Origin of the sequence: Actinomyces sp. HMT897 (assembly GCF_016626125.1) — a bacterium.
Lineage (GTDB): Bacteria > Actinomycetota > Actinomycetes > Actinomycetales > Actinomycetaceae > Actinomyces.
Genome location: NZ_CP067336.1, coordinates 1,658,923 through 1,671,979, shown reverse-complemented (window position 1 = coordinate 1,671,979; position 13,057 = coordinate 1,658,923). Strand labels below are relative to the sequence as shown.

The window sequence follows — 13,057 nt, the reverse complement described above, 5'->3', positions numbered from 1 at the left end:
ATGAGTAACTCCGTCTCCTCCTCCGTTGCCAGGATCGCTATCGACCTCGGTGAGCTCGACGTCGAGACCTTCGAGGTCAAGGACTGTGTCGACTACTCGGACATGGTCTTTGGGTCAACCTGCTCGTCCTCCTCCTCCTCCTCGTGCTCCTCGACCTGTACCTCCACCTGCACCTCGACCTGCACCTCGACCTCCTCCTGCGCGACCGCGTGACGCGCACCAGGAGAACCCGGCGCTGAGCAGCGGCGGTCCTGGTCACGTCACCCGACATGACCAGGACCGCCGGGACGCGGCCGGGGCTCAGGAACATTCTGTACCTGGTAGTTAGGAACATCAATGACTCCCTCTGCTGCACCAGCTGCTGCTCTCCCGCAGACGCAGCGCCCGTGGGACCTGGTGGGTTCTGCTGAGCCATCGTCCACGACGTGCGCCTTCCGCTCACGCCGGACGGTCCTCGTGTGGCCGTCCTGGGCCAGCGATATCCCAGGTGCCTACGCCGAGCTCAGGGCACGCTGGTGCTCCACCCGATCCCCGATCCTGCAGAGCCAGTGCAGCGCCGGGAAGCCCGTTCACGGACACGACGAGCTGGTTCCTCACAGGCCCTGGTTCCTGAAGGTGCTCACCGCCTTGGCGGACTCTCTGTCTCCCGCACCGGTCCGCATGGGTGGTGGAGTAAGGATCCCGGTCTGGGAGTACGATACCGTGACTGCGCATCTGCGTCAGGGGGATCTTCTTGTCGGTGAGGGCAGGACTACCGCGTACCACGCACATGACTCGGATCCGCTGCGCCGTGTGGACGCGGACTCCCTTGAGCTGCGCGAGCAGTGTCTTGTCAACCCGGTCTGCGGGGCCGTGGGTCTTGGTGTCGAACAGCGTCTTGACTGGGAGACAACCGCTCCGGTCGCAGGACAGACTCCTCTGTGGGACGGCAGGCGGATCCGTCCACTGACCTGGAGCGGTCAGGAGCCCACCTTCGAACGGAGCCGACGTGCCGCCCTCCTGGAGGCTCTTGAGAGGCTCGCTGGCGCCCGCCAGCGCACCGGTCAGGTCGTGATCAGTGCCGAGGAGGATCTCACTCGCGAGCACCGTGTTCCGGATAACTTCGGCGCCTATGGGCCCGGAGGCTATGTCGAGGGTATTGTCCCCTTCAGTCCCGACATGCCTCACGAGTGGGTCGTTGCGAACTCTCTCAAAGATGGCCGAGAGGTCCTTGTACCCAGGGATCTCGCCTTCTTTGCGCAGCCGCTCTTGACGCCGCGCTGGTCCTTTGTGTGCACCTCGGGCCTGGCTACAGGATCCTCAGTCGAGGAGGCCTGTCTCTTCGGTCTGCTTGAGCTCGTTGAGCGCGACGCATTTATTAACTGCTGGGTGGCGCGCGTGGGAGGACGGCGGATTGACCCCCGAAGCGTTCCCGGAACGCGCACGGTCCTCAGTCGTGCGGCCCTCCTGGGGCATCGTGTCGACGTCCTGGCCATCCCCTCAGACACAGGTGTGCCGGTTATTGCCGCTGTTGCGCGGGGGAGCCGCGCGGCCGCCTTCGGGGCCGCGGCGCACCCGGATCCGGAGCGTGCCGTTATCAGCGCCCTGAGTGAGGCCTGGACATATCTTCCCGAACGCGAGGAGCGCACTGTCCGTGAGCGCCAGCGCTGTCTGGACATGCTCAGGGATCCCACGCTCGTCACAGGCATTGACGACCATCCCCTACAGTGTATTTTCCCTGAGGCGAAGCCCCTGGTCCAGGACTATGTCGGGGACGGTCCGGTCCTTCCTCTCAAGGAGGTCTTCCCTGAGGCTCCGCTTGCCGGACTGGGCGCTCTTGGCCTGCTTAACGAGCTTGTCTCACGGCTGGGAAGGATCGGTGTCGATCCCCTGGTGGTTCGGGCCACGACCCCCCTGGAGGGGGTGCTCGGACTGGAGACCTGCTCCGTCCTCACGCCAGGCCTGTCCCCCCTTGATTTTGGATGGCATCGCCAACGTGTCCTGCAGATGCGTCGCCCCTCTGAGTTCTGCCGAAACCTCGGGATGCCGGAGCCAGCCACCCTGCGCCGTCACCCCCACCCCTTTTCCTAGTAAGGAGCAAGCTATGACCACATCCTCGTCCTCAGTGCCAGCTCGTGTCACGCGCCCCGGCGCCCGACCAGCCGACGTCCTCAGCCTCAGCGCCCTCGTCATGGTGGCACCAGGCGCAGTGTTCCTACCACACGTCGGACTGGCAGTACTCGTTCTCGTTGCCTGCCTTGTCATGAGGCTGAGGACGCTCCCTGAACCGACAGCACCTTCCAGGCACCCTGGCAGGCCTGTAGCCGAGGCCGGGCTCCGCTGGGCCGGGACCACCTCAGCCCTTGAGGGCGTGGCTCCGGCCCTGGGAGCGCCTATGCTGCTCATTGACAGCCTGCGCCCCTGGTGGTTCCTTCTCCTTCTTGGCGTGGTCTCCCTCCACCTCACCGGTTTCCTGGTCTGGTGGTTCCGCTGGGTCGACGTCGCTGCGGTACCACTTGCCTGGGGGGCGGTCGTGGTATGCGCTGCTGGCCTGGTCTCAGCCTCGTGGAGAACGGGGTGGGCAGTCAGCGGCTGGGTTATGGGGACCGCGGTCCTGATCTACCTCGCCGCACTTACTGTAGGGCGTCAGAGTGTGTTGTCTGAGAATGTCGGTCTGTCGATAGTTTCAAAGAAAGGTGGGATTACCTGTTGCAGGAGTAAAAAAGCTTGCACAGGTGAATGAGAAACGCCGGATTGTCCTCCGTGTTCCGGCCGCCGAGTCGCTCAAGGTTGAGATATGCGGAAGAGTAGGTAATGTCCATAGAGGTGTCCGCTGAGGCGGAAGGGGCGGTAACGCCCATACAGAGAAGGGAGAGCGCCAGGAGGGTGACAGCAAGGGGGCGGGTACGGGACATTATGAGCTCCATTGGTCAGGGGCGGATCGGATACCCCTATCCTGGCGCGAGCCCGCGTCCTCGTCATCCTGCGTGGAGGCGAATCCGACTCCTACCTTAGTCGGAGCGGCACGGTCCGGTCGTCCCTCAGGTGGCAGAAGGTGACCCCTTCGCGGCGAGTGGCAGCGAGAGCGTGAGCAGCCACTGACGCCCTACAACGGCGCAGTCGAACGTGCCCTCCAGGGCGTGTGCCCGCTCGCCCAGGCCGAGGAGCCCTGCACGGTCGGTGAGCTCGTGGTCGTGGGGGCTGTACCGGTCCGCAATGCGGCACATGGCAAGGAGGTCAGCACGTGAGCGTCCCACCTCAAGAACGAGCTGGCTCCGGGTATCCGTCGCGGCACAGGTCCTCAGGCAGGTGACAGCCTCGTCAATAGCGATCACAAGCGTTGCGGCAACAGTCGCGGGCAGCCCTGTGAGGCGGCCGTTATGGGTCGTGGTGACGCGCAGGCCCGCACGCCTGAGGGCGGAGCGGGCAGAGCTGAGCGCGGCACCGAGGTCAGTAGCTGGTGCGGTATCAGGTTGTGCAGGCGTGTCCTCGCGTAGGACGCGCAGCATGGTCCGCAGCTCCGTGACGGAGCTGCGACTGGTCTCGGCAATCTCCTCCAGGAGGGCGGCCACCTCCGGTTGCTCCGCGCTTGCGGAGAGCGCGCCCTGAGCACGCAGGTACACGCGGGTATTGGCTCGGGTCAGGGTGTCGTGGAGCTCACGGGCGATAAGGGAGCGCTGGGTCCGCAGTGCCTTTGCGTGGGCAGTCTGCACCATGAGGGTGCGCCGGTAAGAGGACTGCAAGATCATGCCCAGGGTTGCTGCTGCAGTAAGGAGGATTGTGGTGGGAAGCCAGTATCTTTCGGTGGCACTACTGCTTCTGGGAAGGCGAAGCATGATTTCTCCGAGGCAGCCTGCTGTAATGACCGCAGCACACCTGAGGCGTGATCGTGCCAGGAATAGTGCCATAGAAAGAGTTCCGGCGATAACGGGTGCTGTGAACTCGTCGGTCATGGATCCCAGGAGCACGCCCAGGGCGAGTCCTGTGGCCCCAGTGCGTGGGAGGCGGTTGAGGATCAGGACCAGGAAGGCTGCTGGCAGTGCGGTGAGCGACCACCAGCTTGGCCCGTTCTGGACTATTGAGGGAACGGGACTGAGCAGGACGGTGGTGGTTAGTGCCCACTGGAGCCAGCGCCAAGGTGTCTCAGTAGGCGGGCCGAGTCTCATGACCGAGCAGTGGCAAGTCCCTGGTGGTACGCCTCGACAACGACCTCGAGACGGCTTGAGACGTGCATCTTGCGCATAATCGAGGCGATATGGGTCTTGACGGTTGTCTCCGCTATCATGAGGCGGGTCGCGATCTGCTGGTTGGACATGGCCTCACACAGCAGGAGGAGCACCTCCTGCTCGCGCTCAGACAGGTCCAGGTCCGCGGCTGACGCTGTCCTGGGGAACTGACCGTGGACGTAGCGGTCCAGGACGCGGCCAGCCGGTCCGGGGGAGAGGACCTTTCCACCTGAGTGGACGGTGCGGACCGCGGCGACGACCTCGGAGGGCGGTGTCGTCTTGAGGAGGAAGCCGTAGGCTCCTGCGGCGATACCGGTGTCAAGGTAGGTGTCGTCATCAAAGCTGGTGAGAATAAGGGACCGGGTGCCCGAGGACGTCTGCTCGAGCCTCCGGGTGGCGGCGATGCCGTCGAGTACAGGCATGTGGGCGTCCATGAGCACGACGTCGACCATGTGCGTATGGACGAGGTCGACAGCCTCTGCGCCGTCCGCGGCGACGGCGACGACCTCAATGTCATCCTCCTCGTCAAACATTGACTTAATGGCCGCCCGTGCAATGGGGTCGTCATCGGCGATGATAATTCGAATAACAGAGGCGTCAGAGGCGGTGGTCATTACTTGGCTCCGTTTTCTAGGGGAAGGGATAGGGAGAGGACCCACCGGTGGTTGGTGGGCGTACAGCGCAGTGACCCGCCCAGGGCCTGGGCGCGCTCCTTAAGGCCAGCGATCCCGTAGCCGCTCGTCAGTGCGGGCGGTGCGGGACGACGGTGCTCGGCTACAGAGTTGACGGCGAGCATAATAACGCGCTCAGCGGAGACCTCGATCTGTATAGTGCACGGGAAGTCATGAGCAGCATACTTTGTCATATTGGCAACGGCCTCGTTCACGGCGTGGACGATTACTGTAGCAGATGCCTGGGGTAGTGCGGCGATATCACCGTCGTGGGAGATGGTAGCACGCAGCCCTGAGTGGGTCAAGGTCGTTTGAGCGGAGTCCAGGGTCGTGAGAAGGTCGTTGGCAGGGAGGGCGTCCCAGCTGGTTGACGCCTCTTGCTGGCGCAGGACGCGGAGCATGGCACGCAGGTCGCCCTCGGAGTCGCGGGTAGTGGTGGCAATGTCCTCCAGGGCCTCGACGACGGCAGGGCTGCGTGGCTCCAGTGCGAGCGCCTTGACGGTGGCCTCGGAGACGAGCTTATTGGCCTGGGTGAGAATGCTCTGCAGCTCTTGGGCAATAAGGAGCCGCTGGGTGCGCAGGGCCTCGTCACGGGCCGTCTCTGCTGCGAGCAGTCCGCGGTTTGAGGCGCGAATTACTAGACCGGTCCCGACCGAGGTTCCTAAGACAATGATACAGAAAATAAGGACGTTTCCGCCGACGGGCTCGCTGCGCAGAAGGGCTATAGTGTCGCCTCCGATAAAACATAGAATGAGTGCTAGCGCCTGCCACCTGTGGTCATCGATAATGAGAAGAGGGATGGCGAGTAGGCCGCCAATGGATGCTGTCGACACAAAGCCAATCGCTGTCGCTGGCAGAAGGGGCAGGCCTACAAGGGCTACAGCCGCCCAGGGATGGCGTCGTACGAGCAGGACGCTGGCCGCGCTGGGCAGGGAGCTGAGGGTGAGAGGATCTGCCCCGGTGAGGGCCAGGTCCGTGCAGGCGAGCGCGGCCAGGAGCAAGGCGATCACGCGACGGGCCGTGCAGGCGCGTGCCGCGCGGCGGGCTAGGCGGCCAGGGGCGGGCAGGTGCGCTAACACCCCTGATGACGTAGGGATTGCTAAGGTCACCTCAGGTAGTCTAGTACGGCTCGGTGATATGCGTCTGATTTGACGAGGGTCATAGAAGTATGGCGTCGAACACAGATGCAGTGAAATGTATGTGTTCTACTGTTTTTGATAGTCTTTGACGTTTTTAACATATTTACCGTATAAGCCCTGCACGGCCTCCCCTCCTCCGAAAGTTGGAGTGCGAACTGGCACCTTGCAGGATCCGCTGACGGCGTCGTCCCTGGATCCTTGAGGTTGTTGGTAGACACTGCGAGCGGCCCCGTGCGGCTGCCCAACCAGGAGACTGAACTATGACCACCCTTCTCAAGACCCCGGGCGCCAGCCAGGGGACAACGCAGAGGGCCCCTGACCAGGAGGTCGGGCCCGCTCACCGCCCGGATCCGGACGGGCCCCCCGTCATCGTGCGCGACGTCCGCCGTTCCTACGGGGACCGTGAGGTGCTGCACGGGGTGGACCTGGTGGTGGAGCGTGGATCCTTCCACGGGGTCATCGGCTCCAACGGCGCCGGCAAGACCACGCTCATGGAGATTGTCCACGGGGCCCGCAGACCCAGCTCCGGTACGGTTGAGCTGCTCGGTCGCCCGCCTCTCCCGCGCGACCCGGCCCTGCTCGCCCGCCTGGGTATCCAGCCCCAGGCCACGGCCTTCTTCTCCCGCGCCACCGTGCGCGAGCACCTGGGCACGATGGCCGCGCTCTTCGGCGCCTCCCAGGCCCGGGCCGACGAGCTCATTGAGATCATGGGCCTGGAGCGGGTGCGCAACTCCAGGGTCACCAAGGTCTCCGGCGGTGAGCGCCAGCGCCTGGCCGTCGCCTCGGCGATCGTCCACCACCCCGAGGTGCTCTTCCTGGACGAGCCGACGGCGGCCCTGGATCCCACCTCCCGCCATGATCTCGTGGAGCAGCTGCGCAAGGTGCGCGAGGAGGGCACGACGGTCATCTACACGACGCACTACCTGGAGGAGGCCGAGCGCCTGTGTGACGTCGTCTCCGTGCTCGACGCCGGCCACATTGTCACCACCGCCACCCCGGCTGCCCTCATTGCTGGCTGCAAGGCCAGCTCCTCCGTGCTGCTGCCCGGCGGCGCGCAGTGGCTTGACACGATCACTGGGCTGGAGGGTGTTCTGGACGCCCAGGTCACGCCCGACGGCGTCGTCGTGCACGTGCAGGACGTGGGCGATGGGTTCGCCGTCCTCGCGGCCGCGGGCGTACCGACAGCGGGAGCCCAGGTCCGCGGGGTCAGCCTCGAGGATGCTTTTGTGCAGCTCACCGGAAAGGAAATCCAGCGATGATCCCCTCCAAGGCACTGACCGCCTCCCTGGCGCGCACGGCGTTGCGCGACCCCTCCACCCTCTTCTTCTCCTACGTCTTCCCCTCTGCCCTGCTCGTCATCCTGGCGCAGACAATGGGCTCCTACCCGGGTGTCCGCGGGCACTCGGTCGTGGACTCCATCGGCCCTAACGTCGTAGGCATCGGCGTCACCTTCGTCGGGCTCTTCGCGGGTGGAATGAACATTGCCGAGTGGCGTGAGAACAAGATGCTCGGCGTCCTGCGCTGCGTGCCCCTGAGCGTGTCCCGGATCCTTATGAGCGCCTTTACTGTGGCACTGGTGTCCGCGTTCGTCCAGGCTGTCCTGATCATTGTCGTCGGGATTATGCCCTGGGTCGGGATGTCCTTGTCACCGTGGGCCTTGCTCGCAGTTGTGCCGGTATTCCTGGGGGCCCTGGTGTTCTACCTTATCGGTATTCTTGTCGGACTCGTGGTCCCCAGTCTCCAGGCCGTGCCGCTCGTCATTATGCTCATTGTCTTCCCCATGTGCTTCGCCTCGGGCGCCATGATGCCTCTGGAGATGCTGCCGAGCTGGGTGGAGACACTCTCGCACTTCCTGCCCATGACCTACGTCCTGAACGGCCTGCGCTGGCCGCTGACCGGTGTCGTCGACCTGAGTGACGCGCTTGTCGGCTGGGGCGTCCTGGCCGTCAGCGGCGTCGTGCTCTTTGCCGCCAGTGTCCGTCTGATGCGCTGGAGGTAGTCCCTGGAGCGATACCCTGGGTGTTCCTTGGCCCAGGGCTCCGGAAGGCGTGGCCCGCCCAGTACCCGCTGGGCGGGCCACAGCGTTATTGCGGTGGTAAGGACGCCGCGCAGCCGCCCGGCCGGGGCTCCTGGGACATTCGCAGGAGCAGGCCGGGCGGCTGCGACGGCGTCGGGGGCGCCGGCGGCAGGCCAGCGCGCGAGTGCTCAGGCCCCCAGCGCGGCGGAGACGACCTCCTTGGCCTCCTCCTGGACCTGGGCCAGGTGCTCAGCCCCCTTGAAGGACTCGGCGTAGATCTTGTAGACGTCCTCGGTGCCCGAGGGGCGGGCCGCGAACCAGGCGTCCTTGGTGGTGACCTTGAGGCCGCCGATGGGCGCGTCGTTGCCCGGCGCCCGCACCAGGCGGTCGACGATCGGCTCCCCGGCCAGCTCGGTGGCGGTCACGTCCTCGGGGGACAGGGCCGCGAGCCGAGCCTTCTGGGCCTTGGTGGCGGGGGCGTCGATGCGGGCGTAGGCGCTGGCACCGAAGCGGGCCACCTGCTCCTCGTGCAGCTGCGAGGGGGTCTTGCCGGTCACCGCGATGATCTCGCTGGCCAGCAGCGCCAGGATGAGGCCGTCCTTGTCCGTGGTCCACACGGTGCCGTCCTTGCGCAGGAAGGACGCCCCCGCGCTCTCCTCGCCGCCGAAGCCCACCGAGCCGTCGATGAGGCCGGGCACGAAGTGCTTGAAGCCCACGGGCACCTCGATGAGCTTGCGCCCCATGGCCGCCACCACCCGGTCGATGAGGGAGGAGGACACCAGGGTCTTGCCCACCGCGCAGCCCTCGGGCCAGCCGGGACGGTGGGTGAACAGGTACTCGATGGCCACGGCCAGGAAGTGGTTGGGGTTCATCAGCCCGCCGTCGGGGGTGACGATGCCGTGGCGGTCGGAGTCGGCGTCGTTACCGGTGGCGACGTCGTAGGGGGTCTTGCCGGCGGCGTCGGGCTTCATCTTGGCCCGCAGGGAGGCCATGGCGTTGGGGGAGGAGCAGTCCATGCGGATCTTGCCGTCCCAGTCCAGGGTCATGAAGTGCCAGGCCGGGTCCACCTCGGGGTTGACCACGGTGAGGTTGAGCCCGTAGCGCTCACCGATGGCCCCCCAGTAGTCCACGGAGGCGCCGCCCAGCGGGTCCGCGCCGATGCGCACGCCCGCCTCGCGGATGGCGTCCATGTCGACGACGTTCTCCAGGTCGGCGACGTAGGTCTCCAGGAAGTCGTGCTTGGTGACGTAGGGGCCGTCCAGGGCCTCGGCGATGGGCACGCGCGGCACCTCGCGCCAGCCGCCGGCCAGCAGCTCGTTGGCGCGGTCCGCGATCCACCCGGTGGCGTCCGAGCCGGCGGGGCCGCCGTGCGGCGGGTTGTACTTGAAGCCGCCGTCGCGCGGCGGGTTGTGGGAGGGGGTGATGACGATGCCGTCGGCCAGGCCCGGGCCGGTGGTGCGCACGCCGGCCTCGGTACCGGCGCCGTTGGCCCGCAGGATGGAGTGCGAGACGGCCGGGGTGGGCGTGTAGGAGCCGCGGGCGTCGATGGCGGTCATGACCTTGGCGGCCGAGAGCACCTCGATGGCGGTGCGCCAGGCGGGCTCGGACAGGCCGTGGGTGTCACGGCCGATGTAGAGGGTGCCGTCGGTGCCCTGGGAGCGTCGGTACTCCACGATCGCGGCGGTGATCGCCACGATGTGGGCCTCGTTGAAGGCGGTGTCCAAGGAGGCGCCGCGGTGGCCGGAGGTGCCGAAGACCACCTTCTGAGCGGGGACCGCGGGGTCGGGGACGAGGTCGTAGTAGGCGGAGATGACCTCATCGATGTTGACGAGGTCTTCGGGCTGTGCTGGCTGTCCTGCTCGTGGATGCATGGGCCCTAGTGTGTCACGAGCCACTCGCGATTGTCCCGGGGTTCCCGCTCAGCGGACGGATATGTTCCGGAGCGCGCATTGACGACGGCGCCCGGGCCTGTTCCGCGGTGCGCTCCGCCGTTGCCCGCCGCCCGTCCGGCCCCGCCCGCCGATCCTCCGCCGTCGGCGCCTCAGAAGAATGGGGCGACGACCTCGCCGATCTCGCCGAGGAAGCCGAGGAACTTGCCGAGGCAATCGAGGGTGTTGAAGATGCTGGACACGAGACTGTCGCGGTTCGAAATCCACAGCTCGGCCCGGGTCGCCCGGCCCGATGTCATCACGAGGGACCCGCGCATGGCGTGGGGGACGCCCTCGTACAGGCGGAAGCGGGCCCCGTCGTCGACGCCGACCCGGCCCTCGCCCAGCAGGTGCAGGCGGACGATGGGCCGGTCCGGGCGCGCCACGAGGGCCTGGGCGGCCCGGGGCGGGAGCCACTCCGGCAGGAGGAGGCGCATGTCGGCGGCGTACTCGGCCCCGTTCCGCCCGATCGGCGCGACGAGGACGTCGACGTGCTGGTTGCCTATGCCAGCGTGGGTGTCCACGCACAGGCGGTCCCAGTCCACGGCGCCGCGCCGGCGGTCGGCCTCGGGGACGGTCACCCGGCGCAGGGAGCCAGTGGCGGGGCCGAATTCCGTCGGCTGGAGCTCCTTATCCTGGTGTCGTCGTATCAGATCCGTATCATGGCGCATGATGCGCGGCAGCCGGCGCCCGTGGATGTGGATGAGCTCGTCGGCATCGAGGACCCCTCCCGGCGCAACGGTGGTGTCGAAGCCCTCGCGCTCCAGGGTGCGCTTCCTGCGCCAGCCGAAGGATAGGCCCGTGCGCAGCAGGGACGCCCCGAGGACGTACGTCCCCAGGCTGCGCGAATGCGGCTGTGCTGCCAGGGCCGTGGCCAGCCGGCGCTGGAAGAGCGTGCCCTCGAAGCCCTGCCCGGATCGGATCCCGCCGGGCAGAGCGGAGCGCGCCGCGTCGGCGGCCCGGGCGGCCTGCCCCGCCGCCTGACTGGCGGTCTGGCCCGTCGCCCGGCCCCAGGCGCCCGCCTGCCCCGTCGGCTGGTTCCAGGCGCCCGCCTGCCCCGTCGGCTGGTTCCAGGCGCCCGCCTGCCCCGTCGGCTGGTTCCAGGCGCCCGCCTGCCCCGTCGGCTGGTTCCAGGCGCCCGCCTGCCCCGTCGGCTGGTTCCAGGCGCCCGCCTGCCCCGTCGCCCGACCGGCGACCTGCGCGTGACGAAGGCGCTCGGCGCCCTGACGTGCTCGCTCATCCATGATCGTCGTCTCCGTTCGGTCGACGGGCCGGCGGTGCGGGGCCGGCGATAGGCTGGATGGAACCGATCCTATCCGCTCCGGCGCACCGCGCACACCGTGAGGAGTCCCCATTGTCCGCCGTCCGTCCGGCCCGGCCCCGGGTGCGGCGGGGCTTCTGGGGCGGTCCGGGGCGGGGTCGTGGTCCGGGACGGGGAGCCCTTGGGCCCGGCCCCGCCCTCCGATCCTCCGCCGTCGGCGACTCAGAGCGCGCTCAGTTCGATGAGATCGCCGAGGACCTCGCCGAGGAAATCGATGACGTCGGGTCCGATGTTCTTGCGGTCCGAGATCCACAGCTCGGCCCGTGTCGCCCGGCCCGACGTCATCACGAGGGACCCGCGCATGGCGTGGGGGACGCCCTCGTACAGGCGGAAGCGGGCCCCGTCGTCGACGCCGACCCAGCCCTCGCCCAGCAGGTGCAGGCGGACGATGGGCCGGTCCGGGCGCGCCACGAGGGCCTGGGCGGCCCGGGGCGGGAGCCACGCCGGCAGGAGGAGGCGCATGTCGGCGGCGTACTCGGCCCCGTCCCGCCCGATCGGCGCGACGAGGACGTCGATGTGCTGGTCGTCGTCGGCCCTGTCGGAGCTGGTGTCCACGCACAGGCGGTCCCAGTCCACGGCGCCGCGCCGGCGGTCGGCCTCGGGGACGGTCACCCGGCTCAGGGAGCCGGTGGTGGAGCCGCCGTCCATCGGCCGGAGCTCCTTGTCCTGCCGTCGTCGCGTCAGAAAACCCAGATTCGTACTGCGCATGATGCTCGGCAGCCGGCGCCCGTGGACGTGGATGAGCTCGTCGGCATCGAGGACCCCTCCCGGCGCAACGGTGGTGTCGAAGCCCTCACGCTCCAGGGTGCGCTTCCTGCGCCAGCCGAGGGACAGGCCCGTGCGCAGCAGGGACGACGCCCCGAGGATGTTCGTCCCCAGACTGCGCGCATGCGGCCGGGTCGCCAGGGCCGTGGCCAGCCGGCGCTGGAAGAGCGTGCCCTCGAACTCCTGCCCGGATCGGATCCCGCCCGGCAGAGCGGAGCGCGCCGCGTCGGCGGCCCGGGCGGCCTGCCCCACCACCTGCCCCGCCACCTGACTGGCCGCCTGCCCCGCCTGCTCCGCCGCCCGGCCCCAGGCGCCCGCCTGCTCCGCCGCCCGACCGGCGGCCTGGGAGAGCGCTCCGCCGGTGCGGGCCGCCGCGCGACGGAGGCGCTCGGCGCCCTGACGTGCTCGCTCATCCATGATCGTCGTCTCCGTTCGGTCGACGGGCCGGCGGTGCGGGGCCGGCGATAGGCTGGATGGAACCGATCCTATCCGCTCCGGCGCACCGCGCACACCGTGAGGAGTCCCCATTGCCCGCCGCCCGCCCGACCGCATCGTTCACCGCCGTCTCCACGCCCGACGCCCCGGCCGCCGTCGGCCCCTACTCCCAGGCAGTGGCTACTGGTGAGACTGCTGGCAGTCTCGTCTTTGTCTCCGGCCAGGTGCCCCTCGACCCGGCTACCGGCGCCCTGGTACTCGGGGACGTCCAGGCGCAGGCTGAGCAGGTACTGCGCAATATCGGCGCCATCCTCGGGGCTGCGGGCCTGGGGTATGACGACGTCGTCAAGACCACTGTTCTTCTGGCTGATATTAACGACTTCGCTCCTGTCAATGAGGTCTACGCGCGTTTCTTCACCGGTGAGATCCTGCCCGCCCGCGCCGCCTTCGGCGTCGCCGCCCTACCGCTGGGGGCCAGGGTGGAGATCGAGGCAGTGGCCGTGCGCCGCTGAGGGCGGTGGGCCGCCGGGGGCGGTTGGTCCACCGTGCGCAGCACCGTGGGCCTACCGCCCTCCC

Annotated in this window: 12 protein-coding genes; 6 read left to right on the top strand and 6 right to left on the bottom strand. The window is 67.8% G+C overall.

The window, feature by feature from the left end; genetic code table 11:
- The 3 genes from JJJ15_RS06670 to JJJ15_RS12775 all read left to right on the top strand — a co-directional run bounded on the left by JJJ15_RS06670 (window position 1) and on the right by JJJ15_RS12775 (window position 2,722).
- On the top strand, window positions 1-213 hold the full coding sequence (locus JJJ15_RS06670; protein WP_106109993.1) for a thiazolylpeptide-type bacteriocin: 213 nt from the start codon (window positions 1-3) through the stop codon (window positions 211-213).
- Between the two features lie 579 nt (window positions 214-792).
- Complete coding sequence (locus tag JJJ15_RS06665) at window positions 793-2,070, top strand: YcaO-like family protein (RefSeq protein ID WP_200510227.1); 1,278 nt, start codon at window positions 793-795, stop codon at window positions 2,068-2,070.
- 304 nt (window positions 2,071-2,374) lie between these two features.
- Window positions 2,375-2,722: a hypothetical protein gene (locus JJJ15_RS12775; protein ID WP_210338789.1), complete on the top strand. Its 348-nt coding sequence runs from the start codon at window positions 2,375-2,377 to the stop codon at window positions 2,720-2,722.
- A gap of 298 nt (window positions 2,723-3,020) precedes the next feature.
- On the opposite strand, the gene JJJ15_RS06660 is transcribed toward JJJ15_RS12775, so the two are convergent.
- The 3 genes from JJJ15_RS06660 to JJJ15_RS06650 all read right to left on the bottom strand — a co-directional run bounded on the left by JJJ15_RS06660 (window position 3,021) and on the right by JJJ15_RS06650 (window position 5,709).
- A complete protein-coding gene (locus JJJ15_RS06660; protein ID WP_210338788.1) occupies window positions 3,021-3,728 on the bottom strand; it encodes a histidine kinase in 708 nt (235 codons plus the stop codon).
- Between the two features lie 413 nt (window positions 3,729-4,141).
- Complete coding sequence (locus tag JJJ15_RS06655) at window positions 4,142-4,819, bottom strand: response regulator transcription factor (protein WP_200510225.1); 678 nt, start codon at window positions 4,817-4,819, stop codon at window positions 4,142-4,144.
- On the bottom strand, window positions 4,819-5,709 hold the full coding sequence (locus tag JJJ15_RS06650; protein ID WP_200510224.1) for a hypothetical protein: 891 nt from the start codon (window positions 5,707-5,709) through the stop codon (window positions 4,819-4,821). The genes JJJ15_RS06655 and JJJ15_RS06650 overlap by 1 nt, the downstream gene beginning before the upstream one ends.
- Window positions 5,710-6,275: 566 nt before the next feature.
- Here JJJ15_RS06650 and JJJ15_RS06645 point away from each other — a divergent pair.
- Both JJJ15_RS06645 and JJJ15_RS06640 read left to right on the top strand, forming a co-directional pair.
- On the top strand, window positions 6,276-7,274 hold the full coding sequence (locus tag JJJ15_RS06645) for an ABC transporter ATP-binding protein (RefSeq protein WP_200510223.1): 999 nt from the start codon (window positions 6,276-6,278) through the stop codon (window positions 7,272-7,274).
- On the top strand, window positions 7,271-8,014 hold the full coding sequence (locus JJJ15_RS06640) for an ABC transporter permease (RefSeq protein ID WP_200510222.1): 744 nt from the start codon (window positions 7,271-7,273) through the stop codon (window positions 8,012-8,014). Before JJJ15_RS06645 ends, JJJ15_RS06640 begins: the two co-directional genes overlap by 4 nt.
- A gap of 206 nt (window positions 8,015-8,220) precedes the next feature.
- Here the strand turns inward: JJJ15_RS06640 and pgm are convergent, their stop codons facing one another.
- The 3 genes from pgm to JJJ15_RS06625 form a co-directional block, all read right to left on the bottom strand.
- Complete coding sequence (gene pgm, locus JJJ15_RS06635) at window positions 8,221-9,903, bottom strand: phosphoglucomutase (alpha-D-glucose-1,6-bisphosphate-dependent) (protein ID WP_200510221.1); 1,683 nt, start codon at window positions 9,901-9,903, stop codon at window positions 8,221-8,223.
- 170 nt (window positions 9,904-10,073) lie between these two features.
- Window positions 10,074-11,204 carry a hypothetical protein gene (locus JJJ15_RS06630; RefSeq protein WP_200510220.1) on the bottom strand — a complete coding sequence of 377 codons (1,131 nt, stop codon included), beginning with the start codon at window positions 11,202-11,204 and terminating at the stop codon, window positions 10,074-10,076.
- 239 nt (window positions 11,205-11,443) lie between these two features.
- On the bottom strand, window positions 11,444-12,463 hold the full coding sequence (locus tag JJJ15_RS06625; RefSeq protein WP_246741944.1) for a hypothetical protein: 1,020 nt from the start codon (window positions 12,461-12,463) through the stop codon (window positions 11,444-11,446).
- 110 nt (window positions 12,464-12,573) lie between these two features.
- Between JJJ15_RS06625 and JJJ15_RS06620 the strand changes: the two genes are divergently transcribed.
- On the top strand, window positions 12,574-12,993 hold the full coding sequence (locus tag JJJ15_RS06620) for a RidA family protein (RefSeq protein WP_246741943.1): 420 nt from the start codon (window positions 12,574-12,576) through the stop codon (window positions 12,991-12,993).
- Window positions 12,994-13,057: the final 64 nt, after the last annotated feature.

Coding starts and splice junctions, on each gene's coding strand:
- JJJ15_RS06645 (WP_200510223.1), top strand. CDS start 6,276: ATGACCACCCTTCTCAAGACCCCGGGCGCCAGCCAGGGGACAACGCAG.
- JJJ15_RS12775 (WP_210338789.1), top strand. CDS start 2,375: ATGCTGCTCATTGACAGCCTGCGCCCCTGGTGGTTCCTTCTCCTTCTT.
- JJJ15_RS06640 (WP_200510222.1), top strand. CDS start 7,271: ATGATCCCCTCCAAGGCACTGACCGCCTCCCTGGCGCGCACGGCGTTG.
- JJJ15_RS06655 (WP_200510225.1), bottom strand. CDS start 4,819: ATGACCACCGCCTCTGACGCCTCTGTTATTCGAATTATCATCGCCGAT.
- JJJ15_RS06630 (WP_200510220.1), bottom strand. CDS start 11,204: ATGGATGAGCGAGCACGTCAGGGCGCCGAGCGCCTTCGTCACGCGCAG.
- JJJ15_RS06625 (WP_246741944.1), bottom strand. CDS start 12,463: ATGGATGAGCGAGCACGTCAGGGCGCCGAGCGCCTCCGTCGCGCGGCG.
- pgm (WP_200510221.1), bottom strand. CDS start 9,903: ATGCATCCACGAGCAGGACAGCCAGCACAGCCCGAAGACCTCGTCAAC.
- JJJ15_RS06660 (WP_210338788.1), bottom strand. CDS start 3,728: ATGATCTTGCAGTCCTCTTACCGGCGCACCCTCATGGTGCAGACTGCC.
- JJJ15_RS06670 (WP_106109993.1), top strand. CDS start 1: ATGAGTAACTCCGTCTCCTCCTCCGTTGCCAGGATCGCTATCGACCTC.